17 protein-coding genes are annotated in these 24,753 nt (G+C 32.3%); all 17 read left to right on the plus strand.

The window, feature by feature from the left end; all coding sequences use genetic code 11:
• Positions 1-81 precede the first annotated feature (81 nt).
• The 17 genes from NNC19_RS17050 to NNC19_RS17130 all read left to right on the plus strand — a co-directional run bounded on the left by NNC19_RS17050 (position 82) and on the right by NNC19_RS17130 (position 24,722).
• Positions 82-966: an isochorismatase gene (locus NNC19_RS17050; protein ID WP_310939882.1), complete on the plus strand. Its 885-nt coding sequence runs from the start codon at positions 82-84 to the stop codon at positions 964-966.
• Positions 967-1,003: 37 nt separating this feature from the next.
• On the plus strand, positions 1,004-8,185 hold the full coding sequence (locus NNC19_RS17055) for a non-ribosomal peptide synthetase (RefSeq protein ID WP_310939883.1): 7,182 nt from the start codon (positions 1,004-1,006) through the stop codon (positions 8,183-8,185).
• Complete coding sequence (locus NNC19_RS17060) at positions 8,185-8,406, plus strand: MbtH family protein (RefSeq protein ID WP_310939884.1); 222 nt, start codon at positions 8,185-8,187, stop codon at positions 8,404-8,406. The genes NNC19_RS17055 and NNC19_RS17060 overlap by 1 nt, the downstream gene beginning before the upstream one ends.
• Position 8,407: 1 nt before the next feature.
• Positions 8,408-9,775: an MDR family MFS transporter gene (locus NNC19_RS17065; RefSeq protein WP_310939885.1), complete on the plus strand. Its 1,368-nt coding sequence runs from the start codon at positions 8,408-8,410 to the stop codon at positions 9,773-9,775.
• Between the two features lie 75 nt (positions 9,776-9,850).
• Entirely contained in the window at positions 9,851-10,924 is a 1,074-nt protein-coding gene (locus tag NNC19_RS17070) for a bifunctional 3-deoxy-7-phosphoheptulonate synthase/chorismate mutase (RefSeq protein ID WP_310939886.1), read from the plus strand.
• A 309-nt stretch (positions 10,925-11,233) separates the two neighbouring features.
• The gene (locus NNC19_RS17075; RefSeq protein WP_310939887.1) at positions 11,234-12,148 is read left to right on the plus strand and encodes a class I SAM-dependent methyltransferase; all 915 of its coding nucleotides are present in this window, start codon (positions 11,234-11,236) and stop codon (positions 12,146-12,148) included.
• 168 nt (positions 12,149-12,316) lie between these two features.
• The gene (locus NNC19_RS17080; protein WP_310939888.1) at positions 12,317-13,141 is read left to right on the plus strand and encodes an AraC family transcriptional regulator; all 825 of its coding nucleotides are present in this window, start codon (positions 12,317-12,319) and stop codon (positions 13,139-13,141) included.
• Positions 13,142-13,243: 102 nt separating this feature from the next.
• Positions 13,244-14,206 (plus strand): ABC transporter substrate-binding protein, encoded by a 963-nt coding sequence (locus NNC19_RS17085; RefSeq protein ID WP_310939889.1) that lies wholly within the window; start codon positions 13,244-13,246, stop codon positions 14,204-14,206.
• 111 nt (positions 14,207-14,317) lie between these two features.
• Positions 14,318-15,358 (plus strand): iron ABC transporter permease, encoded by a 1,041-nt coding sequence (locus NNC19_RS17090; protein WP_310939890.1) that lies wholly within the window; start codon positions 14,318-14,320, stop codon positions 15,356-15,358.
• Between the two features lies 1 nt (position 15,359).
• Positions 15,360-16,400 carry an iron ABC transporter permease gene (locus NNC19_RS17095; RefSeq protein WP_310939891.1) on the plus strand — a complete coding sequence of 347 codons (1,041 nt, stop codon included), beginning with the start codon at positions 15,360-15,362 and terminating at the stop codon, positions 16,398-16,400.
• Positions 16,401-16,416: 16 nt separating this feature from the next.
• Positions 16,417-17,202: an ABC transporter ATP-binding protein gene (locus NNC19_RS17100; protein ID WP_310939892.1), complete on the plus strand. Its 786-nt coding sequence runs from the start codon at positions 16,417-16,419 to the stop codon at positions 17,200-17,202.
• Positions 17,203-17,225: 23 nt separating this feature from the next.
• A complete protein-coding gene (locus NNC19_RS17105) occupies positions 17,226-17,966 on the plus strand; it encodes a nitrogenase iron protein NifH (protein WP_310939893.1) in 741 nt (246 codons plus the stop codon).
• Between the two features lie 16 nt (positions 17,967-17,982).
• Positions 17,983-19,245, plus strand: coding sequence for a nitrogenase component 1 (locus tag NNC19_RS17110; RefSeq protein WP_310939894.1), 1,263 nt, complete (start codon positions 17,983-17,985; stop codon positions 19,243-19,245).
• 2 nt (positions 19,246-19,247) lie between these two features.
• A complete protein-coding gene (locus NNC19_RS17115; protein ID WP_310939895.1) occupies positions 19,248-20,471 on the plus strand; it encodes a nitrogenase component 1 in 1,224 nt (407 codons plus the stop codon).
• Between the two features lie 843 nt (positions 20,472-21,314).
• On the plus strand, positions 21,315-22,262 hold the full coding sequence (locus NNC19_RS17120) for a CAP domain-containing protein (protein WP_310939896.1): 948 nt from the start codon (positions 21,315-21,317) through the stop codon (positions 22,260-22,262).
• A 323-nt stretch (positions 22,263-22,585) separates the two neighbouring features.
• Positions 22,586-23,212, plus strand: coding sequence for a response regulator transcription factor (locus tag NNC19_RS17125; protein WP_310939897.1), 627 nt, complete (start codon positions 22,586-22,588; stop codon positions 23,210-23,212).
• A 61-nt stretch (positions 23,213-23,273) separates the two neighbouring features.
• Positions 23,274-24,722: a HAMP domain-containing sensor histidine kinase gene (locus tag NNC19_RS17130; RefSeq protein WP_310939898.1), complete on the plus strand. Its 1,449-nt coding sequence runs from the start codon at positions 23,274-23,276 to the stop codon at positions 24,720-24,722.
• Positions 24,723-24,753 lie beyond the last annotated feature (31 nt).

The raw sequence follows: 24,753 nt of genomic DNA on the forward strand, positions 1-24,753 counted from the left end.
TTTATATGTAACCCATATATAAAATAAGTAAAATCAAGCCGTGTACAAGCGTGTACACGAGATATAAAAAGGAGTGATTCTATGGCTATTCCAGCTATAAAACCATATGAGATGCCTAAAGCATCAGATTTACAAAAAAATAAAGTATCTTGGAAGGTTGATCCTAACCGTTCAGTCCTTCTAATTCACGATATGCAACAGTATTTTCTTAATGCTTATACATCAGGAGAATCGCCAGTTGTTGAGCTTATAGACAATATAAAAAGAATAAAAGAACAATGTAGAGAGCTTGGAATTCCTGTTTTATATTCAGCACAACCAGGTAATCAAAAACCAGAAGATAGAGCATTACTTCAAGATTTTTGGGGGTCAGGGCTAATAGATGATCCAGCTGAAACAAGAATAATAAGGGATATTGAACCTTCTGAGAATGACACTGTACTTACAAAATGGAGATATAGTGCATTTAAAAGAACAAACCTTAAAGAATTTATGCAAGAAGAAGGACGTGACCAATTAATTATTTGTGGTATTTATGCACATATTGGATGTCTTTTAACAGCATGTGAAGCCTTTATGGAAGACATACAAACCTTCTTTGTTTATGATGCTGTGGCAGACTTTTCTTTAGATGAACATAAGATGGCTATAAAATATGCAGCTGAGCGTTGTGCATCAACTATTTCAGCATCTATGCTAATTAAAGATTTAAAAGATGGCAAGCCTTCATCAAAAAAAGAAGCACTAACATTGCAAAGCATAAGAGAACAAGTGGCTGAAATTTTAGGTGAAGTAGAGTCAGATATTGATGACGATGAAAACTTAATTGATAGAGGATTAGATTCAATTAGAATTATGAGTCTTGCTGAGAAATGGCGCAGTATTAAAGATGATGTTAATTTCGTTAAGCTTGCTAAAGAACCAACAGTTTCTGCTTGGTGGAATCTATTATCTTCTTCAAAATAAAATCAATATTTAATAAACATAAAGGGGGTAATATAGAATGTCTAATTCTCAAGAGACTCACTGGAATTTATCTGGTTCACAATCTGGCATCTGGTTTGCACAGCAGCTAGAGCCAGAAAATCCAATTTATAATACTGGTGAATATATAGAAATTAATGGATTCCTAGACGAAAAATATTTTGAACTAGCACTTAGAAAAGCTGTGAAGGAAACAGAAGCTCTACATGTGAAGTTTGGGGTGAATGAGGATGGACCATGGCAAATTATTCAGCCATCATCTAATTTTACATTACATTTTATTGATGTTAGTCTAGCTGAAAATCCAAAAGAGGAAGCTGAAAAGTGGATGAATGATGATCTTTCTAAACCAATTAATCTTATAAATGATCCACTTTTCTGTGAGGTTTTATTTAAAGTCTCACCTAATAGATATTTTTGGTATCAGAGAATTCATCATATGGTAATGGATGGATATGGTTTTTCGCTTATTGCACAAAGGGTAGGAAAAATTTATACAGCACTTATAAATAATAAGTCTTATGATGAAGGTGCTTTTGATCCTCTACATTTAGTTTTGGAAGAAGATTTGTCTTATAGATCTTCAGAGAAATTTAAGCAGGATTGTGATTTTTGGTTAGAGCATTTTGCTGATGAGCCAGAAGTAGTTAGTTTAGTAAACAAAGTGGTAAAAACATCTGAACATATTCTGAGAGAAACAGCAAATATAGCATCAGAAATAAGCCAAAGCTTAAGAAATACAGCACAGAAATTTAAAGGAAGTTGGCATAACCTTCTTATTGCAGCCACAGCAGTTTATATGCATCGTTTGACAGGATCAGAAGATGTAATATTGACTTTGCCAATGATGGGGCGTCTAGGATCTGCTTCAATAAATACACCTTGTATGATGATGAATTTGCTACCACTTCGCTTGAAATTAAGGCCTGATATGACTTTTGAAGAATTAGTAAAACAAGTTTCAAATGAAGTGCGAGACTTACAGAAACATCAAAAATACAGACATGAAGAGTTACGCAGGGACCTTAAGCTTTTTGGAGAAAATCAAAGATTATCTGGACCAAGAATAAATATAATGCCTTTTGAATATGGAGTTGACTTTGCTGGGAATAAAGGCGTTATACATAAGCTAGCAACAGGACCAGTTGATGATTTGTCCATTAACATATATGACAAGTCTGATGGAAATGGTTTAAGAATTGACTTTGATGCTAATGGTGAAATTTATAGTGAAGAGCAGTTAGCTATTCATAAAAATCGTTTTGTAAGCTTACTTGAGAAAATTGCTTTTGTTCAAAAGGAGCAATTAGTAGGAAAAGTGGAAATTCTCTTACATGAAGAAGGTCAACAGGTTCTAGTGCAGTGGAATAAAACTACAAAAACACTACCTGATGATAATTTGTCAGCATTGTTTGAAAAGAAAGTGGCTGAGTATCCTGAATTAACTGCCTTAGTATGTGGAGATACTACACTTAATTATAGAGAGTTAAATAGCAGGGTAAATCGTCTTGCTAATTTACTTGTAGATAAAGGTTTGGGGCCTGAGAAAATTGTAGCTTTAGCATTACCACGATCTATAGAAATGGTTGTATCTATGTTAGCTGTTATTAAGACTGGAGCAGCATATTTGCCAATAGATTTAGATTTTCCAGCAGAGCGTATTGAATTTATGCTTAATGATGCTAAGCCTCTTTGCATGATTACAAGTGAAGTTGCATCGCTTAAAATACCTGATAATACTGTGGAATTTAAGATTGAAATTGATTCTAAGGATATGATTGAGCTATTGGAAAGTTACTCTGATTCTAATGTACAGGTTACAAGAGAAGCTATTCATACACCAGCATATATAATTTATACTTCAGGTTCTACAGGGAAACCAAAGGGAGTTGTTGTTAGATCAGAAGGGCTAATTAATTTCCTTTTGTCAATGGAAAATCAGTTTAAACTGACTAAAGAAGACAGGTTTTTAGCTGTAACTACAATATCTTTTGATATTTCAGCTTTAGAGATATTTCTTCCTCTTATCAGTGGGGCTAGCTTAATAATAGCTGAAAAGGAAACTGTTAAAGACCCTGAAGCTTTAACAGATATAATAGTGGAAAAGAATATTACGCTTATGCAAGCTACACCAACTCTTTGGCATGCATTGGTAACAAATTACCCAAGTAGGTTACAAGGGATTAGAGTATTAGTTGGAGGAGAAGTACTTCCAATTGATCTTGCAGATAAACTACACCAATTAGGTTGTGAAGTTACAAACCTTTATGGACCAACAGAAACAACAATTTGGTCATCTAGTATTACCCTTGATTCAGAGGAGACAGGTGTTCCTTCTATTGGTGCACCAATTTGGAATACACAGATGTATGTACTTGATAATGCTTTACAGCCTGTTCCTGTAGGAGTAGAAGGAGATTTGTACATTGCTGGTACTGGCTTAGCTCGTGGTTATTTGGGACGTCCAGCTTTGACAGCTGAAAGATTTGTAGCTAATCCTTATGGCTCAAAGGGAAGCAGAATGTATAGAACTGGCGACAGAGTTTGTTGGCAACCTGATGGTACTTTAGACTACATTAGTCGTGCTGATCATCAAATAAAAATTCGTGGGTTTAGAATAGAGCTTGGAGAAATTGAAGCTGTACTTGCTAAACATACTGACATTCAGCAAGTTACAGTTATTGTTAGAGAAGATAAACCAGGAGACAAACGTTTAGTTGCTTATTTGGTTCCTGCTTCAAATAATAGTTTGAATTTAGCCGAATTACGTGAATATATGGGAAGTTGCCTTCCAGAGTATATGGTTCCATCAGCCTTTGTAGAAATGAATGAATTGCCTCTAACACCTAATGGTAAAATTGATCGCAAACAATTGCCAGCACCTGATTCATCTACAATAGTTAGTAACCGTGCTCCTAGAACACCTCAAGAAGAAATTTTAAAAGACTTATTTACTGAGATACTTGGTATTTCAAATATTGGTATTGATGATAGCTTTTTCGATTTAGGCGGTCATTCTCTACTTGCTTCAACCTTGATGATTCGTATTCGTAAAGCATTTGGAGTAGAGCTAAGCATTGGTAAAATCTTTGATACACCAACTATTGCTGGACTTGCAAAACAGTTAAGTAGTGGAAAGAAGGCAAAAATATCTGTGAAGAGCTTTGAAAAGCCAGATAGAATTCCTCTTTCTTATGCACAACGTCGTTTATGGTTCCTTTATAAGTTGGAGGGGGCAAGCCCTACTTATAATATTCCAGTTGTTATAAATTTATCTGGAAAGTTAGATATAAATGCTTTGGAAAAAGCCTTAGATGATGTGGTTGAGCGTCATGAAATCTTAAGAACAATATTCCCAGAAAATATGGGAATACCTTATCAAAAGATTTTAGATGTTAATGAAGGAAAGAGAGAACTAGTTGTCTCTAAAACTAGTCATGGAGAACTTGAAGAAGAAATTAATAAGGCTGTTAAATATAGTTTTGATCTTTCAACAGAACCAGCCTTTAAGGCACAAGTATTTACAGTGACAGAAGATGAACATGTACTCCTACTATTATTGCATCATATTGTGGGAGATGGATGGTCATTAACACCACTTACTAAGGATCTTGCTACAGCCTATAAATCACGCTCTGAAGGATTAGCTCCAAATTGGGAACCACTTTCAGTACAGTATGCTGATTACACAATTTGGCAAGAAAAGATTTTAAGAGATGAAAATGATGAAAATAGTTTACTTGTAAAGGAGCTTGATTATTGGAAGGAAACATTAGCTAATCTGCCAGAACAATTAGAGGTACCTACAGATTTTAAGCGTCCAGAAGAGGCTAGTTATTGTGGTGAAACTTTAGCGTTTAATATTACTTCTGAGCTACATCAGGGCTTACTTGATCTTGCTAGAAATAATGGTGTTAGCTTATTTATGGTGTTACAAGCTGGACTTGCTACGCTACTTACTAGACTTGGAGCAGGTAATGATATTCCTATAGGAACCCCAATTGCTGGGCGTAATGATGATGCATTAGATAATCTTGTAGGACTTTTTATTAACAACTTGGTATTACGTACTGATACTTCTAGAGATCCAAGTTTTCAGGAATTGCTTCAAAGAGTTAGAGAGACAAATCTAAATGCATATGAACATCAGGATTTACCATTTGAGCGCCTAGTTGAAGCTATTAATCCAGTTAGATCTCAGTCTAGACATCCTTTATTTCAGATTATGTTGGCACTACAAAATACTCAAGATCCAAAGCTAATACTACCTGATGCTGAAACAAAACTTAAACTTTATAGTGTAGGTGCTTCAAAGTTTGACTTAACTATAGAGCTTCGAGAGTTGTATGCTGAAGATGGTAAAGCTACTGGGATTAAAGGGTTTCTTGAATATAGCACAGATTTATTCAAAGGTGAAACTGTTGAAATATTCATTAGTCGTATGTTGAAGCTACTAGATGAAGCTGTTAAAAATCCAAATAAGACTATTGGAGATTTAGAAATTCTTTTGCCTGAAGAACGTCAGAAGATACTTGTAGATTGGAATAAAGGTTTTGATAATATACCAGAAAATTGTATATCTGATTTATTTGAAGAACAGGTTAAGAAGAATCCTAAAAATATTGCAGTAGTATTTGAGAAAGATACATTGACATATGAAGAGTTAAATAATCAGGCAAATAATCTTGCACATTTACTTATATCAAAAGGGGTAGGTCCAGAACATTTTGTTGCTTTAGCCTTGCCAAGATCTTTGGAAATGATAGTAGGTCTTCTTGCTGTAATTAAATCAGGTGCAGCATATGTACCAGTTGATCCAGACTATCCAAATGATAGGATTAACTTTATTTTAAATGATGCCAAGCCAACTTGTTTAATTACAAATTCTAAGATTGTATCTAAACTTTCTGGAATAGATAGTGTTATGAAAGTTGTCCTTGATGAAGAAGATACTATAGAAAACTTAAAACAGTATTCAACTCATAATCCAGTTGATGCTGATCGTGCTAAGTCTTTATCACCTTATAGTCCAGCTTATATTATTTATACTTCTGGTTCTACAGGTGTGCCAAAAGGGGTAATTATTCCTCATCAAAATGTAATAAGACTTTTTAAAGCTACAGATAATTGGTTTAGCTTTAATGAAAATGATGTATGGACAATGTTCCATTCCTATGCTTTTGATTTTTCTGTTTGGGAGATTTGGGGACCATTATTATATGGAGGTCGTCTAGTTGTAGTATCTCATTCAGTAAGCAGATCACCAGTAGAATTTTTAGAGCTACTTGTAAGTGAAAAAGTAACTATGCTTAACCAGACTCCATCAGCATTTTATCAATTAATGCAAGCAGATAGGGAAAACCAAGCGTTTGGTAACAAACTTTCTCTTAGATATATTGTTTTTGGTGGTGAAGCACTAGAACTTAGTAGACTCACAGATTGGTATAATAGACATCCAGAAAATGCACCAACGCTTATTAACATGTATGGAATTACAGAAACTACTGTTCATGTTAGCTACCTTGAGCTTAATAAAACTACTACTGCTAAAAGAGGTAATAGTCTTATTGGCTCTAGTATACCAGACCTAGATATATTTGTACTAGATGATTACCTAAAGCCAGTTCCTCCAGGAGTGGTAGGAGAACTTTATGTTGCTGGTGCAGGTTTAGCTCGTGGATATTTAGGAAGACCTAGTCTTACAGCTAGTCGTTTTGTAGCTAATCCATTTAGTACTTTAGGTACTAGAATGTATCGTACAGGTGATTTAGCTCGTTGGAATGAGGATGGTTCCTTAGATTATATGGGCCGTGCTGATCATCAGATTAAGATTCGTGGTTTTAGAATAGAGCTTGGGGAAATTGAAGCTGCAATAGCTGGGCATCCTGATATTGATCAAGTTGCGGTTGTGGTTCGAGAAGACCAACCTGGAGATAAGCGTTTAGTTGCATATGTAGTAACTAATGGAGAAACAAGTTTTGATTTAGCTGATTTGCGTAGATATATAGGAGAATTTCTTCCTGATTATATGATTCCATCAGCTTTTGTAGAAATCTCAGCTTTACCTTTAACACCAAATGGAAAACTTGATAGTAAAGCATTACCAGCTCCTGAATTTGGTGTGAAAGTTGTAGGACGTGGACCAAGAACACCTCAAGAAGAGATACTTCGTGATTTGTTTATGGAGGTACTAAATCTGCCACAAGTAGGGATTGATGATGGTTTCTTTGACTTGGGAGGACACTCACTCTTAGCAGTACATTTAATGAGTAAAATCCATGAAGCTTTAGGAGTTCAATTAAGTATAGGAAATTTATTTGAGGCACCTACAGTTGCAAGACTTGCTGAAAGACTTGAAATGGGTACTAGTAAAAGTGCATTAGATGTTTTATTACCTCTTAGAAAAAGTGGAGAAGAAGCTCCATTGTTTTGTGTTCACCCTGCAGGGGGACTAAGTTGGTGCTACTCTGGCCTTATGACATACCTAGAATCAGGGTATCCAATCTATGGAATACAAGCACGAGGAATTTCTAAACGTGAAAAATTGCCTAAAACACTAGATGAAATGGCTGCTGATTATATTGAACATATTCGTACAATTCAGCCAACTGGTCCATATAATCTTTTAGGTTGGTCCTTAGGAGGTAACATTGTTCATGCTATGGCAACTCAATTGCAAGAGCAAGGTGAAGAAATTGAGATTGTTGCTATGCTTGACTCTTATCCAAATAGATTTTTACCTATTAAAGATGCTCCAGATGAAGAAGAATCTCTAATAGCACTACTTGCTTTAGGTGGTTATGATCCAGATGAATTAGGAGATAAGCCATTAGACCTTGCTGGTGCCATTGAAATACTTCGCCAAGATGGTAGTGCACTAGCTAGCTTAGATGAAGAGACTATTTTAAACCTTAAAGAGACTTATATTAATTCAGTTAGAATTTTAAAGGAATATAGTCCAAAACCATTTAATGGAGATATTTTATTTTTTAGATCAACCATAATACCTGATTGGTTTGAACCAATTTACCCAGAAGCATGGAAGCCTTATATTCATGGCAAAGTTGAGCAGTATGATATTCATTGCCGGCATAAGGATATGTGTCAACCAGGACCACTTGCTGAGATTGGGCGTATACTTGCAAAAAAACTGCATGAGGCAAAAAGTTTCAAAGAAATTAATGAAGGAGGAGATAAATAATGAGCAATCCTTTTGAAAACCCAAATGGTACTTATTTTGTACTTATTAATAATGAAGGCCAGTATTCCATCTGGCCTGCCTTCTTAGATATACCTTCTGGATGGACAACTATTTATGGAGAAGAGAGCCAGAAATTATGTTTAGATTATATAAATTCAAATTGGGTAGATATGAGACCAAATAGTTTAAAGTCTGAAATAAGCATTGGAAAGGAAACTTAAAATGAGTAGGCAGCTTAATCCCAAATTAGTGGTTAGTATTGTATATGTGACAGCTATGTTTATGGCTGCAATGGATGGAACCATTGTTAATGTAGCACTAGCTACCATGAGTAAAGAATTTCAAGTTCCACCTGCTGCTACTAGTGGAATAAATGTTGGGTACTTAGTAAGTGTTGCTGTATTTCTTCCAATGGCAGGATGGCTTGGAGATAGATTTGGAACAAAAAAAATCTTTTTAACTGCAGTAGGGTTATTTACATTTGCATCAATATTATGTGGATTCTCAAATAATCTTTATACTTTGAATTTGTTTAGAGTACTTCAGGGAGCTGGAGGGGGATTGCTAACACCTGTGGGAATGGCAATGCTATTTAGAACTTTTTCACCAGAAGAACGACCAAAAGTTTCACGTTCACTAGTACTCCCTATTGCTATTGCACCAGCACTTGGTCCAGTTATTGGTGGATTTCTTGTGGAACATTTATCTTGGCGTTGGGCATTTTATATCAATTTTCCTTTAGGGATTCTAACACTTATATTTGGTTTTATGTTTCTTAATGAATATAAAGAGCCTGAGGCAGGGAAGTTAGACCTGCCAGGATTCTTACTATCAGCACCAGGTTTTTCTATGCTTATGTATGCATTAATTCAAGGTTCATCAAAAGGATGGAATTCTCCATTAATTTTTACTACAGGAGTTTTAGGATTTATTCTTGTTAGTATTTTAGTTATAGTTGAACTTCGTGTAGAAAAACCAATGCTAGATTTACGTGTATTAACTGATGGGGTCTTTAGAAAGATGAGCATAATCTCATTGTTTGCTGCTGCTGGTTTATCAGGAATATTATTTATATTTCCATTAATGTATCAGAATATGCTAAAGGCTACAGCTTTAGAGAGTGGGCTTACTACTTTCCCAGAAGCACTAGGAATAATGATTGCTTCTAGAATAATGCCTTGGTCATATAAAAAGTTAGGTGCAAGGAAAGTTATTTCCATTGGTTTAGTATGTACTATATTAATAGTTATACTATTGACTATGACTAGACCAGAAACTAATTCATGGATTCTTAGAGCTTTGTTCTTTAGTATTGGTATTTTCTTAGGACAAGCTGTGGTTGTTGTTCAGTTTCTTACATTTAATAATATTACCCCTGCTAAAATGGGGAGAGCAACAACACTATTCAATGTACAAAATAGAATTGGGTCAGCTCTTGGTGTAGTGCTACTTGCTAGCATTCTTGGAGAGGCTGGTACAACTACAGTTGGTGGAGAAATGATTTATCAGTTTGCATTATTTGGTTCCATTATTTTTCTTTTGATAGGCCTATTTTTTGCACTATCTATTAGAAAAGCTGATGCTGTATAACTTTATTAAATTTAACCTTAACAAGCGTAATTAGTATTAAATATAAACATAAAGATGAAAGGTCGTGACAAAAAAATGAGAAATATTGAATTAAAAGAATTAGAAACAATAGTATATGATTTAGATTTGAAGTTGTTGCATTTAATTAATGAACGAGCGGAGCTCATTGAAGAAATAATTCAGGCTAAGGGCATTGAAGGAGTAGAACTTTCATATAGAAAAATGTTAGATAACATTAATGAGCATAATAAAGGTCCTTTAGAGAAAAAAAGCATAGAAAGTGTTTTTAAGGAGATATTTAAATCTAAGATAGAAATTCAAGAAGAGAATAAAAAAAAGACATTACTTGTATCTCGTAAAAATAAAAAAGAAGATACTATAATAAACCTTAGAGATGAATTAATAGGAAATGGTGAACCCCATTTTGTATTTGGGCCTTGTGCTGTGGAATCTTATGAACAAGTAGCTGCAGTAGCAAAAGCCATGAAAGAAAAGGGATTGAAACTTTTAAGAGGTGGAGCATATAAACCACGAACTTCTCCCTATGAATTTCAAGGACTTGGGGTTGAGGGCTTAAAAATTTTAAAACGTGTTGCTGATGAATATGATATGGCAGTAATAAGTGAAATAGTAAATCCAGCTGATGTAGAAATGGCTGCAGAATATATTGATGTTATTCAAATTGGAACTAGAAATATGCAAAACTATGAACTATTAAAGGCAGTTGGGTCCATAAATAGGCCTATACTTCTAAAAAGAGGAATGTCTGCTACCATTGAAGAGTTTATTTATGCAGCTGAGTATATAATGTCAAAGGGAAATGGACAAATTATTCTTTGTGAAAGAGGTATTAGAACCTATGAAACAGCAACGAGAAATACACTTGATATTTCAGCAGTTCCAATATTAAAACAGGAAACACATTTACCAGTCTTTGTTGATGTTACCCATTCAACAGGGCGCAAAGACTTATTACTTCCTGCAGCAAAAGCTGCTATGGCAATTGGAGCAGATGGAGTAATGGCAGAAGTACATCCAAATCCAGCTGTAGCACTATCTGATGCTAAACAGCAAATGAACTTAGTACAGTTTGATCATTTCTTTGATGAAATACAAAAATTCAGTGAGTTTGGCATTAATAGAAGATAGAGTGAGAATTTAAAGCATGGGACTTTTTAGTATCCTATGCTTTAAATTTAAGTTCTGGTAATATTGCAATGATATTCTAAAAGAACAAGTACAAAGTAGGTTGCAATGATAAACTTATACGAAATAATGATTGTTTATAAATCAAATATATATTTTTAGATAGCATTATATTAAAAAACGCCACTATAAATGTGACGTTTTTGTAAATTTTTTATTTTTACTATATCTATTATAACACAAAATAGGAAAAATGTCAATACTTGTAATAAAATTTGCAAATTGTTATAAATTATTAGAGGTGATAATTTTATGGAACAAAAAAGTATGACTGCATTGATTAGTGCATTTTCAAGAGCATATCATTCAGTGAAAAACAAAGAGAAAGTTTTTGATGATTACTTAGCAAAGGACATTCTAACTCAAAATGAATATGAGGACATTGCAAGCAATATGTCAAAAGGTATCAAATTCTTTAATCCATCATTTGAAGGAACACAAGATGAAGCATTACGTTTTGTTGTTGATAATCAGTTATCTCCAACTCCACTTGGTAGAGCTGCATTTACAGAAAAGTCCCTTGAAAATGCTGTAAAAATTGGTGCAATGCAATATTTAATTTTTGCTGCAGGGTATGATACATTTGCATATCGTCAGCCTGAATGGGCAAAAGGTATTCAAATATTTGAACTTGATCATCCTTTTACTGGAGCTGACAAGCAGAAGCGTATTCAATCATTAGTCACAGAAAAGCTTTCTAATTTACACTATATAGCTATTGATTTTACAGAATATACTTGGCAAAAAAATTTAATTGAATGTACACAATTTGATCAAAACAAAATAAGTTTTTGTAGTTTACTTGGAATTAGCTACTATTTGAGCAAGGAAGATCTTGCAAATGCAGTTAATACTATTTCAAGTATTGTACCAAAAGGCAGCAGCATTGTTTTTGATTATCCGGATGAGGACTATTATACTGAAAATGCAGGGGAAAGAGTTAAAAAGACAATTACATTAGCTAGTGCAGCAAAGGAAAAAATGCTTTCAAGCTATTCTTACTTAGAATTGGAGCAGTTGTTAGCTGACAGTAACTTTTTGATTTATGAGCATTTAACACCAGATCAAATAACTGAGCAGTATTTTAAAAAATATAATGAAGCAAATCCAGAACATCCTATAAAAGCATTTGATAATGTGAATTATTGCTTAGCCGTTAAAAAATAAATAAGGGAAGTAATTAAACTTCCATTTAATATTAATATAATTTCAGCAGTATATTAAAACCATGGAAAAAATAAAAGTAAAGTTGAAGAAAAAAGTTATAAAACGAAAGGAAGTGAGTTTTAGTGAGGGGGTGGTACTTATAATACACTCTCTCACTAAATATAATAGATGAAGGTTGATATTAATAAATTAGCTGAATATTATGTAAATGCAGCAGTTACTTTAACAGATGCATCTATATATAGCATAGGGGGTAATTCAAAAACTTTAGGAGGAAGTACTCTTCCAGAAAGATGTGGTCTGATTTTTCCCCTTAGAGGAAAGGCAAGATTTAGTTTTGAAGATGCTGTATATGAATTAGAAACAGGAAAAGTATTACATGCAGGACCTAATATGAAGCTTGATAAAGAAGTACTTGGAGAAAGTAATTGGGAGTATGCATTAATACATTATGAAATATTAAATTGTGATAGTTATCCTTATGCAAATTCTCATTTTATAGTAGATGTTGGAGATAGCACTATTATGAATGAAATGATTATACAGCTTTGTGATATATCTATTATGCCCGGAAATATGCAAGCCTTGAGATCAAGAGCTCTTTTTCTAAGAATAATAGAAGAGCTTGTATTTTGTGCTCAAAAGAAACTATACTCTAGCGATGAAGAGATTGTAGATTCAGCAGTAAACTATATTAGAAATCATTATATGGAGGCAATTTCTATAAATACTATAGCAGAAGTAGTTGGGGTAGAAGGGCGTAGATTCTCTTATATATTTCAAAAAAATATAGGTATGAGCCCTATAAACTATTTGACTGAATATAGAATAAATAAAGCTAAAAAGCTTTTAGTTGTTGGAAGTAATACTGTAACTCAGGTTGCAGGGTTTGTAGGATATACAGATCAGTTCTATTTTAGTAGAGTATTTAAAAAACATACAAAAATGTCACCAATAGAGTTTCAGAAAACCTTTAGGAAAAATCCATGGTAGTGTGTAGAAATGTCTATTCTGATAAATGGAAGAATATGATATTCTATAAACACTTATTGATAGTAATTATCAATATCTATAAATATTAAGGTGGAGGGAAATATGAAAAAAAGAATAGGGCTATTATTGGTGCTTACAATTTTTATGGGAGTTATGGCTGGTTGCGGTAAATCTTCAGATTCAAAATCAGAAAACACTACTAGCAAAGAAGAGTCTAGTAGTAAAGAGGGGAATACTGCTTATCCGCGTACATATAAAGATGCTACAGGAAATGAAGTTGTTATTAAAGAAGAACCTAAAAAAATTGCAGTTGGGTATCTTCCTTATTGGGAGTTTTTATTAGCTTTAGGACAACCACCTGTTGCAGCTGTAGCAGCAGAAAATTACACAAAAACATGGGATCCATTTAAGAATTACGATACTAAGTCTGTAATAGATTTAGGAGAAAAGGATATAAACTTAGAAAAGCTTGCAGAGGTGCAACCAGACTTAATATTAGTTCCAGCTAGTGATACTGGAATTGAAAATCTTAAGAAAATAGCACCTGTTATAGTTTTAGATGAAAAGGTAAGAATGGATTGGAGATATGGAATAAAAGAGATTGGGAAAATAATAAATAAAACTCAAGTTGCAGAAGAAAAAGTTAATGAAATTGAGAAAAAGATTTCTGATGCAAGAGTTAAATTGCAAGAAAAATATAAGAATGAAACTGTTGCTGTTATATCACTTATGAAGAAAAATGGATATTACTGTGCAAAACGTCCAGACTTTTTTGATCCAAATACAGGATTAGGATTAAATGCTCCAGAAGGATATCCTAGTGAAAATAAGTATGAACAAATATCTATGGAGGCTCTATCTAAAATGAATCCAGATCATATCTTTTTAGCTGTATTTGATGGTAGTGAAGGATTAGCTGATGATTTGAAAAATGATCCAGTTTGGAAATCTCTTAAGGCAGTTAAAGAGAATAAAGTGCATACTTTAGATGGAGCAGCACATGCAACTAGCATACTTGCTACAGAATATGCTGTAAATGCTATTGTTGATGATTTGTTAAATTAAATTTTATAAAAGCAGATGCATGCCATTTAAATGGTTTTGTATCTGCCTTTTTAAAATCATACAAAAATATATATTATTTTTGTAGTGATTTAATGTATGGGAGTGAGAAGTATGAAAATAGAAGAGAGTATATCTTTGAATTATAAAAAAAGTAAAAATAAATCACTTGTACATTTAGGGATTATTTTAGGACTTATTTTATTATTAATATTAGTTATGATTTTTTCTGTTATGAATGGAGTAGCAGATATATCAATTTCAGGAGCATTGGATTCTATATTTAATTTTAATCCTGAAAATGAGGATCATTTAGTCATAATGAATTTAAGATTTCCAAGAGTTTTGGCAAGTATGCTCATTGGAGCAGCTTTATCTGTTTCTGGGGCCCTTATGCAGGGAGTTACAAGAAATCCCTTGGCAGATTCAGGGCTTATGGGGCTTAATGCAGGTTCAGGATTTGCAATAGCAATATGTTTTGCATTTTTTCCAGGAATGTCACCTTTACAAATTGTAATATTTTCATTTTTAGGAGCTGCATTAGGGGCAGGTATTGTTTATGGAATAGGAGCTATGGTGCCAGGTGAAATTACACCTATTAGACTTGTACTGTCAGGAGCTGCAGTAAGTACACTGCTTACAGCCTTAAGCCAAGGAATAGCTATTTATTTTAAGATGACACAAAATATTATGTTTTGGACTTTAGGAAATGTAGCAGGAGTTAATTGGACACAGATAAAAATAGTTTTTCCAATCATTATAGTTGCACTTATAGGGTCCTTAATAATATCTCGTTCTGTTTCTTTAATTAGCCTTGGTGAAGAAGTAGCAAGGGGACTTGGGGTAAATACATTTATTATTAAACTTGCAGCTACTGTTATAATTTTGCTTTTAGCTGGAACTTCAGTGGCAGTGGCAGGTGCTATAGGTTTTGTTGGAATGATTGTGCCCCATTTATCAAGGTATATCGTTGGACAAAATTATAGACGTATAATACCTGTTTCTGCACTCATTGGAAGCTTACTTATGGTAGTTTCAGATTTATTATCAAGAATGATAAAGCCACCTTTTGAAATACCTATTGGAGCTATTATCTCTTTAATAGGAGTGCCTATATTCTTATACCTTGCAAGAAAGCAGAAAGGGGCATTATAAGATGACTAGTGAATTATATCAAATTGATTTCCATAGAAAAAAGGTTAGGAATAGAAATGTTTTTGTCCTTTCATTACTTTCTATATTAATTTTTATTTCTTTTATTATAAGTATGAATACAGGGTACACAAAGCTTGCACCTATGGATTTATTTAGAGTGTTAACTGGCAGTGGGAGTGCTAAAGAGAACTTAATTTTTTTTGATTTTCGTTTGCCTAGAATAATAATTTCTATGTTGGTAGGTATGGGATTGGCTCTATCAGGATGTATTATACAGGGGGTGTCAAAAAATCCCTTAGCAGATTCAGGTCTTTTAGGGATAAATTCTGGAGCTGGAATTATGGTAGTGATTTTTGTAGTAGCTTCAGGAGCACAATCATTATTTTCTATATTTACACTACCTATTTTAGCTTTTATTGGAGCAGGAATAACTGCTTTTCTAATTTATATTTTATCTTATAAAAAGAGAGAAGGAATTAAACCTTTAAGACTTATCTTAAATGGAGTTGCAATCCAAGCTGCTATTAGTGCAGTTATGACATTAATAGTAGTAGTAATTGATGAAAGAAAATTTGAATTTGTTGCAACCTGGCAAGCAGGAAGTATATGGGGGTCTAATTGGAAACTCGTATTAGCAGCACTACCTTGGATTATATTTTTTGTTCCATATATCATAAGAAAAGGAAGAATCCTTGATATTCTTACTTTAGGAGATAATATGGCATGTGGACTTGGAGTTCAAGTGGAGAGAGAAAGATTAAAACTTTTAGTTTCAGCAGTGGCATTAGCAGCTACCTCTGTATCAATAGGTGGAAGTATAAATTTTGTTGGAATGATAGCACCTCATTTAGGAAGGCAAATTGTAGGACCAAGCCATAAAACTTTATTACCAACTTGTGCCCTTATTGGAGCTTTGTTAGTTTCTATTTCAGATACTATAGCTAGGGGGATTGCTCAGCCATCAGAGATACCAACAGGTATTGTTGTGGCAGTTATAGGAGCTCCTTACTTCTTGTATCTTCTTATTAAAAATAAAAAATAGAAAGAAGGGATTATGAATGAGTAGTATTAGAGCAGAAAAATTAACTATATCATATGATGAAAGGCTAATTGTAGATTCATTGGCTATGGACATACCTAAAGGTAAAATAACTACTATAATAGGGGCAAATGGATGTGGCAAATCTACAATTTTAAAGGCTTTAGGCCGTATAATTAAACAAAAAAGTGGAGTTGTCTATCTTGATGGCAAAGATATAAGGGAGTTATCAACTAGAGAAGTTGCTAAAAAGATGGCTATATTACCCCAATCACCTCAAGCTCCTGATGGACTAACAGTAAGTGATTTAGTAGCTTATGGTAGATTTCCACATCAAAAAGGAATGGGAAGTTTAAAGGAAGAAGATAAAAAAATTATAGAGTGGGCCATTAAAGTTACTAAATTAGATGAATATGCAAATAATGCAATAGATAATCTTTCAGGAGGACAAAGGCAAAGAGCATGGATAGCTATGGCTTTAGCTCAGCAGACAGATTTAATTTTACTAGATGAGCCTACAACATATTTGGATATGGCATATCAGCTTGAGGTATTAGAGCTTTTAGATCATCTTAATAAAACACAAAAATGTACTATAGTTATGGTACTTCATGACCTTAATCTTGCAGCAAGATTTGCAGATTATATGATTGCTGTTAAGGGTGGAAAAATAGTAAGTCATGGAGAACCTGATAAAGTAATGACAGACACTGTTTTAAAAGAAACATTTAATATTAAAGCTGAAATAATTAAAGATAGTATAAGTAAAAAACCTTTATGTTTAACTTATAATTTGTATAAATAAAAGAGAAAGAAAGAGGTATTAGAATGAAGAAAATTGCTATTTATGGTAAAGGTGGAATAGGTAAATCCACTACTGTTTCAAATATATCAGTGGCTATGGCCAAGCTTGGGTTAAAAGTTATGCAGATAGGATGTGATCCAAAGGCTGATTCTACAAGAAATCTTACTGGAGGTAAAGCTATTACAACTGTACTTGAAACCTTAAGAAAAAAAGGTGATGCAACACTTGAAGATTTAGTTGTAGAGGGAGCGCATGGTGTTTTATGCGTTGAAGCTGGAGGACCAGTTCCAGGAGTAGGGTGTGCAGGAAGAGGTATTATTACAGCATTTGAAAAGCTAGCAGAACTTGATGCTTATGAAATATATAATCCTGATGTTGTTCTATATGATGTACTTGGAGATGTTGTGTGTGGAGGTTTTGCCATGCCAATTAGAGGTGGATATGCTGATGAAGTATGTATAGTAACATCAGGTGAGATGATGTCATTATATGCAGCTACTAACATTTCCCATGCTGTTAAAAGTTTTGGAAAAAGAGGGTACGCTTCATTAAAAGGGCTAATACTTAATTCTAAAAATATTGAGAATGAAGAAGAACTTGTGAAAAAGGCTGCAGAAGAGATTGAAACAGAAATACTACACTACATTCCAAGAAATCATTTGATTCAAAAAGCAGAAGACCAGGGAAAGACAGTTGTAGAAGCATTTCCAGATAGTGATATGACAGAAGAATATATGAAATTAGCAAAACTACTTTTGGAATAAAAGGGGAGTGATTTAAATGCTAAATTCAGATTATATAAATGACCTTAAAAAACTATCTTTTGTCAAATCTAATAGTGGAGTTAAATTGTTACCTAAAGGAGCTTCTCCAGGTAAGCATTGTCCAATGCATACAAGTATAAAACTTACAAACTCAATAAAGGGAGTATCATCTCTAATTGTTGGAACACAAGAATGTGCAACTTATAGTAGGATGGTAGTAAAAAATTCTCATGGAAAAGATGGAGAATTACATTGGACATATGTACTAGATTCTAATGAGGTAGTATTTGGATGTAGAGATGGATTAATTGATGCTTTAATAGAAATGGATAAGCATGGTGCAAAGGCAATTATGATTATTGTTACCTGTGTACCAGAACTTATTGGAGAAGATATTGAATCAGTTATATACGAAATTCAAGATAGTATATCAGCTAAGTTAATGTTTGTTATGGTTGGACACTTTAAGTGTAATGGGTATCCTTCAGGCATATGGAAATCACTTAAAGCCTTTGCAAGTATAATGGATGAAAAAGAGGTTTTGCCAAATAGAATAAATATTTTATCAGAAAATAAAAGCTTCTTAAATTCACCTTTAATAAAAGAGATTATTAAAAATGAAATATATATAAATCATCTTGGAATGAGAAGTTCTCTTGAAGATTTTATGGAAGCACCAAAAGCTTTGTTAAATATAGTATTAACAGCTTCAGAGCTGCCTTTAGCACAAGAAATGAAAGTGAAGTTTGGAACTCCATATGTTTCTCTTCATAATATATATTCCATTGAAGAAGTAGATGAAGCCTATAAAGAAATTTCAGAATGTATTGGTGTTGAGTTAAAGGGTATTTTTAATGAAGAAAGAAATGAGTTAATCAAATTGGAAGAGGAGATTAGAGAAAAAGTTAAGGGGATAAAATATGTAACTACAGACTCTAATCTAGATCCAATTCCTATGAGTATTTATTTAGCTAAAATGGGTATGGAACCTTTACTACTTCATATTGAAGAGTTTTATGAAGAAGATAAAAAATTAGCAAAGAAACTTGTGGATTTAGGACATAATCCTTTTGTATGCCATATTGTAAGTAATCTAGCAGGAGAATTTATATTAGAGAATTTGCAACCTGAGTTTTCTTTTGGGGCTATTCACACTAAAGAGAATAAGAATATCCCAAGCCTTTCTAATTTACATAGGATTAATGGAAGTTTTGGATATGAGTGTACTATTAATTTGCTTAGAAGTATTATAACTGAACTAGATAAAGGAGGTATTTAGTAGTGGGTTTACATAGATTTAGGCCAATGCCTTCTGGAAGAATGGGAGCATTATGGACATTATCAACTATAAAAAATGCTACACTTATAGAATTTGGCTCAATGGGACATATGCTTTATGGAAAAACATTTTTAGAAAGGATAGGAGTTCATGATGGCTGTAAGCTTTATTCTACGCATATTGATGAAAGTGATATAGCTTTAGGTGGGACAGAACGTCTAAAACAAGCAATTGATGAAATTATTATAAATGATAATCCAGAAGTTATATTTATATTGCCATCAACAGTGCCTGAAATGATAGGAACAGACCTTAAAGCATTATGTGAGGATATGCAAAATGATTATATAGAGACACCTATAATTCCAGTTGGTTTTGGTGGTTTTGATGTAGAAAAACATAAAGGTGTAGAACAGACTTTAAAACTTCTTGTAAAAGAATTACCAGAGGAATGTAGTTTAACTGCAAATAAAACCTTCAATATAATAGGCTCATGTGCTGATATATATAGATTTAAATCTGATGCAGATGAAATAGTTAGAATACTTAAGGGTGCTTTTGGAATAGACCCTGTATGTATAATGACTTCAGATACATCTGTAGGAGAAATCAAAAAGATGGCATCAGCTCATATTAACCTTGTTATAAGAAGAGAAGGAATTGAGGCAGCTAAGTATTTAGAAAAACGTTTTGGAACAGAATTTATTCATGAACGTCCTTATGGATTTAGTGGTACAAAAGCTTGGCTTGAAAAAATTTCTGAGATTTTGAATTTAAAGATTGATGAAGATTTTATGGAAAAGGAATTTAAAGGATTTGACCATACATTAAAGTTTAGTAAGCAAGTTTTTCTTAACCAAAGTGAAAAAGCTAGATTATCAATTGGTGGACATGCAGATGTAGTTAAGGGGATTTTAAATTATGCCTATAATGAATTAGGGGTGAATAGTGAAAAATCTTGGTGTGATAGCATGACCATGACCACAGAAAAAATACCATACTGGGGAGAAGATAAGTGGTCAAAAGAGATAACAAAAGAATTAAAGGGACTGCTTATGGCTAGTGATGAAATACTTACATGGGCAAATCATAGCTTATCTATGCAAATAGATAATAAGGGAAGTCGATGGGAATTGAATCCCTATGAACCGCCATTTGTAGGATTTAGAGGTGCTATGAATTTAGCATCACTTTGGGTTAATTATGTATTAGAAAATAACAATTAGATGTGGTATATTCTGAAGAATATTTATTCTTATATGGATATATTCTTCAGAATATGCTCTTAAAGGTAAGCGGTTGTAAAAAAGAAGTGAAAAATATAAAATTTTTAGTTAGGATTTATAATCTCATCTATAAAAATCAAATAATTATTGGCTATCTTTATTTTCATTCATCATCAAGTAAATAGCAAAGCACAAAAGGAAAATCATAGTTCCAGTTAGAATATAATCAAATAAGTGGCTTATATTCCCTCCAAAAGAGGATTTAAAGAAGACAGATATAAGTAGAACAAACACCAATAACAATTTGTATATCTTTTTATCTTTCATAAAGTCAATAAATAGTGCTATTAATGCGACTAAAAGACATATTAACGAAAAAATATTCACCAATAAAACACATCTCCTATCAATATAAATTTTAACTCTCACCAAGAAAATACTCTTAGAAGAATAAGTAAGTATAAGTCCTAAAAGTTATGGCATACAGTTTAGATATTTTGTTTTTTATAAAAATTATATGGATGATACTTTATATATTTAATTATATATAATTTGGAAATATTTAGTACAGTGGAAATTTTTAATATATATTTATTAAAAAATTACTAATCTAAAATAGATCTAGAGTGATATTTTTTTATAGGTTTTAAAATAGTGAAGTCATTACTATAGAGCAATGGCTTTATTAATTATTTAAAAAAAAGTAAATAAATTTGCAAATTATAAAATTTCATTTATCCTTTCTGGACAGTTAGTACAATATATAGTATAATACTGTACTAAATTATACTATATATCTTTTTGTTAAATATTAACAAGTCAAATCGAAGGAGGAGTTCAATATTGAAAAAAAAGAAACTAATGATAACCGTAATAATTATAGGTATAGGATTAATAAGTGCGGGGCAATATCATAAAATCAATAACAATCAAAAAGTGTTAGAGCAACAAAAAAAAGATGGTGCAAAAGTTGCAGAAAATAAAACTGATACTTATCTAAATTCTAAAGAAGAGCAAGAATCACAAGCAGGAGCAGCAGATTCAAGCAACACGAGTAATTTACCTACCGATACAACTACAACTACTCAAAATCCACAAAAGGAAACAGCTAAAGAAGAAACAAAGAAAACTGTTGAAAAAGCTAATACTGCAAACAATGGTTCTAATAATACAACTACTGCTAATAAAGCAGCTAGTAATAATACAGGCACAAATAAGTCAGCTAGCAATAAGACAACTACCAATAAGCCAGCTGAGAAAACAGCTACTGCAACAATAACTAGTACTACTGCAGATAGTAATTCATTTTCAACTACAGCCCCCAGACTACCAAATACCTATAATGTAGAGTATTTGCAACAAGTGGAAAATGATATTGTAACTTTATGTAATCAAGAACGTGCAAAGGTTGGATTAGGACCTTTAGCTAACAATGAAACACTTAGACAAATAGCAAGATATAAAAGTGATGAAATGCTTCAATATAAATATTTTGATCATACATCACCTATAACTAAATATGCCCCGTGGGATTTAGCAAAGACTTTTAATTGGACTTTTGGAGCCTTTGCAGAAAATATATGGATGACACAAACTACTTTAGATTCAAAGAACAATAGTGCTGTATCATCTTTTAAAGCAAGTGTAACAGCTCAAAATATAATGAATTCTTGGATGAATAGTCCAGGACATAAAGCCAATATTCTTAGCAAAAGCTATACCAAAATAGGTGTAGGTGTAGCTTTTTCAAACTCAGGTAAAACTTATGCAACTCAAGAATTTTCTAATTAGTTCGTTGAAATTTCTATGATAAAATAAATATAATCACTGAGAAAGCTAGCAATACTTCATATTAAGAGTATTGCTAGCTTAAATTATTGAGAGCAAAAAGGGAAGCGTACTTATGAAAAAATATATTATGGTATATTGCATATTATAATAAGAGATAATTTATATAGAGTTTATTTTTTTGCTGTTATAAAATTTAATTTAAAAAAGATGTGAATAATGCTGGTTGTGATATATAAAAATGTTGATATGTGTTACAATTGAATATATATTAAGAAAAATTATGGTGAGAATAATAAATTTAATTTAATGGAGTTAGGGGAAATATGGAACTAAAAGTGTTAGTTGTAGAAGATGAAGGACCAATTAATCATATTTTGACATCTGCATTAAGAGCAGAGGGGTATATTGTAAGAAGTGCTTTTTCATCGCAAGAGGCTAGAAATTTATTTGAGAAATTTACACCACATTTAGCATTATTAGATGTAAATTTACCAGATGAAAGTGGGTTTGAACTTTGTAAGTTTATAAATACTAAATATGCAATACCAATAGTAATGCTTACAGCTAGAAATGATATTTTTGATAAGGTAATAGGTCTTGAATTAGGTGCTGATGATTATATAACAAAGCCTTTTCATATAAAGGAAGTTTTGACAAGAATAAAAGTTGCTTTAAGAAGAGTAGAAAAATATAGAACATCCCAAGAAAATAAATTTGTAGAAGTTAATGGAACAGTTAAAATAAATCTAGAAAGTAAAGTTGTCATGAAGGATGAAGAAGAAGTAAGACTTAAACCAAAGGAGTATGAACTATTGGCATTTTTTGTAGCAAATAAAAATAGAGTTTTTTCTAGAGAAGAACTTTTGGACAAAGTATGGGGATATGACTTTGAGGGAGAATTACGTACTGTAGATGTTCATGTAAGGCGATTAAGAAGTAAACTTGATTAAGATGGGGGCAAGTCTATTATAGAAACTATTTTTGGTACAGGATATGTAATGAGGTAGAAATATGAAGATAAAGTATAAGTTCATTATAGGATTATCTTTAATATTACTAAGTTCAGGCATACTGTTAAATATTATAATAAATCAAGTATTAATCAAGAATTTAGAGAATAATGTAAATGACTCTCTTTCGAAAATAATGAGTAGTACTAAAGAATATATGAAGTATAAATTACTAATTAATGCTCCTGAATTTAATGAAGAAGGACTGAAGCAGGAGTCAAGTAATATAGCAAAATATATCTCCTTAAATTATCAGTGTGATACTCAAATTAATAATATGCATGGGGATATTATCAAAAAAAGTGGGGAAAGCAGGTTTGAAGATACAATTAGTAGAGCCACTAGTGAAGCTATCAAGGGAAATACTGTAGCCATTTTAAAATATAGCAATGATAGTGTAGTAGGTATACTATCTTATCCTTTATATATAGACAATAATTATTTAGGGGTAATAAATATAACCAAAAACTATGATGATATATATGGAATGTATAAAAACACAACTAGAATTATAACTTCTACTCTAATCTGTATATTTATTCTTATATTTATTTTAGCTTATGTGGTTGCAAGTAAAATAACAACTCCTATTACATCTTTAACAAAGGTAGTAAAACAAGTGGCTCAAGGAGAATTTAAGATTTCTATCAATATAAAAAGTAATGATGAAGTTGGCATACTTTCTAGGGAATTTATTAATATGAAGGATAAGATAAATGAGCAAATGTTAACAATCAGTCAGGAAAAAAGAAAGGTAGAAAATCTTGAAAAAAGCAGAAATGAATTCTTTAACAGAGTTACACATGAACTTAAAACACCATTAACAACTATTACAGGTTACTCAGAAATGCTTTTGGATGAAATGGTGGCAGATGAAGAATTTAAGAAAATAGCCCTTAAAAGCATACATTCTGAGAGTAATAGACTAAATAAGTTGGTTTTAGATCTTATTGAAGTATCTAAAGGTCTTTCATTTATAGAGGAAGAAAAAAAATCTATAAATATGGCTATTCTTTTAGAACAAATATGTAATGATATGAGTATAAAAGCTAGAAAATATTCATTGCAGATTAATAGAGATATTTGTGAGGGAGAGATACTAGGGCAAAACAATAAGATAAAGCAATTAATAATAAATATTATAGATAATTCAATAAAGTATTCAATTAATGGTGAAAAAATTATTGTGCGATCTAAGCTGGAGGATACTTATTATATATTAGAAGTGGAGAATAGGGGAGAAGCAATTCCAGAAGAAATATTTAATCATATATTTGATCCTTTTGTTAAATCCGAAAAGACTCTAGATAATCAAAGTAGAGGTCTTGGACTATATATTTGTAAGGAAATAGTTAAAGATCATAATGGTGAATTAACTATAGAAAATGGAGAAACAATTATAACAAAAATTAAAATTCCTGCTTTTGTTGCCAACTTGGTAACAAGTTAATGAATTTTGGTAAAAAAATTATTATATCATC

Origin of the sequence: Clostridium sp. SHJSY1 (assembly GCF_031626875.1) — a bacterium.
GTDB lineage: Bacteria > Bacillota > Clostridia > Clostridiales > Clostridiaceae > Clostridium.

What these genes read in the sequence shown, in the direction of transcription:
- NNC19_RS17090 (WP_310939890.1), top strand. Translation starts at nt 14,318, where the DNA reads ATGAAAATAGAAGAGAGTATATCTTTGAATTATAAAAAAAGTAAAAAT.
- NNC19_RS17070 (WP_310939886.1), top strand. Translation starts at nt 9,851, where the DNA reads ATGAGAAATATTGAATTAAAAGAATTAGAAACAATAGTATATGATTTA.
- NNC19_RS17080 (WP_310939888.1), top strand. Translation starts at nt 12,317, where the DNA reads ATGAAGGTTGATATTAATAAATTAGCTGAATATTATGTAAATGCAGCA.
- NNC19_RS17085 (WP_310939889.1), top strand. Translation starts at nt 13,244, where the DNA reads ATGAAAAAAAGAATAGGGCTATTATTGGTGCTTACAATTTTTATGGGA.
- NNC19_RS17095 (WP_310939891.1), top strand. Translation starts at nt 15,360, where the DNA reads ATGACTAGTGAATTATATCAAATTGATTTCCATAGAAAAAAGGTTAGG.
- NNC19_RS17065 (WP_310939885.1), top strand. Translation starts at nt 8,408, where the DNA reads ATGAGTAGGCAGCTTAATCCCAAATTAGTGGTTAGTATTGTATATGTG.
- NNC19_RS17075 (WP_310939887.1), top strand. Translation starts at nt 11,234, where the DNA reads ATGGAACAAAAAAGTATGACTGCATTGATTAGTGCATTTTCAAGAGCA.
- NNC19_RS17050 (WP_310939882.1), top strand. Translation starts at nt 82, where the DNA reads ATGGCTATTCCAGCTATAAAACCATATGAGATGCCTAAAGCATCAGAT.
- NNC19_RS17100 (WP_310939892.1), top strand. Translation starts at nt 16,417, where the DNA reads ATGAGTAGTATTAGAGCAGAAAAATTAACTATATCATATGATGAAAGG.
- NNC19_RS17055 (WP_310939883.1), top strand. Translation starts at nt 1,004, where the DNA reads ATGTCTAATTCTCAAGAGACTCACTGGAATTTATCTGGTTCACAATCT.
- NNC19_RS17105 (WP_310939893.1), top strand. Translation starts at nt 17,226, where the DNA reads ATGAAGAAAATTGCTATTTATGGTAAAGGTGGAATAGGTAAATCCACT.
- NNC19_RS17110 (WP_310939894.1), top strand. Translation starts at nt 17,983, where the DNA reads ATGCTAAATTCAGATTATATAAATGACCTTAAAAAACTATCTTTTGTC.
- NNC19_RS17130 (WP_310939898.1), top strand. Translation starts at nt 23,274, where the DNA reads ATGAAGATAAAGTATAAGTTCATTATAGGATTATCTTTAATATTACTA.
- NNC19_RS17060 (WP_310939884.1), top strand. Translation starts at nt 8,185, where the DNA reads ATGAGCAATCCTTTTGAAAACCCAAATGGTACTTATTTTGTACTTATT.
- NNC19_RS17125 (WP_310939897.1), top strand. Translation starts at nt 22,586, where the DNA reads ATGGAACTAAAAGTGTTAGTTGTAGAAGATGAAGGACCAATTAATCAT.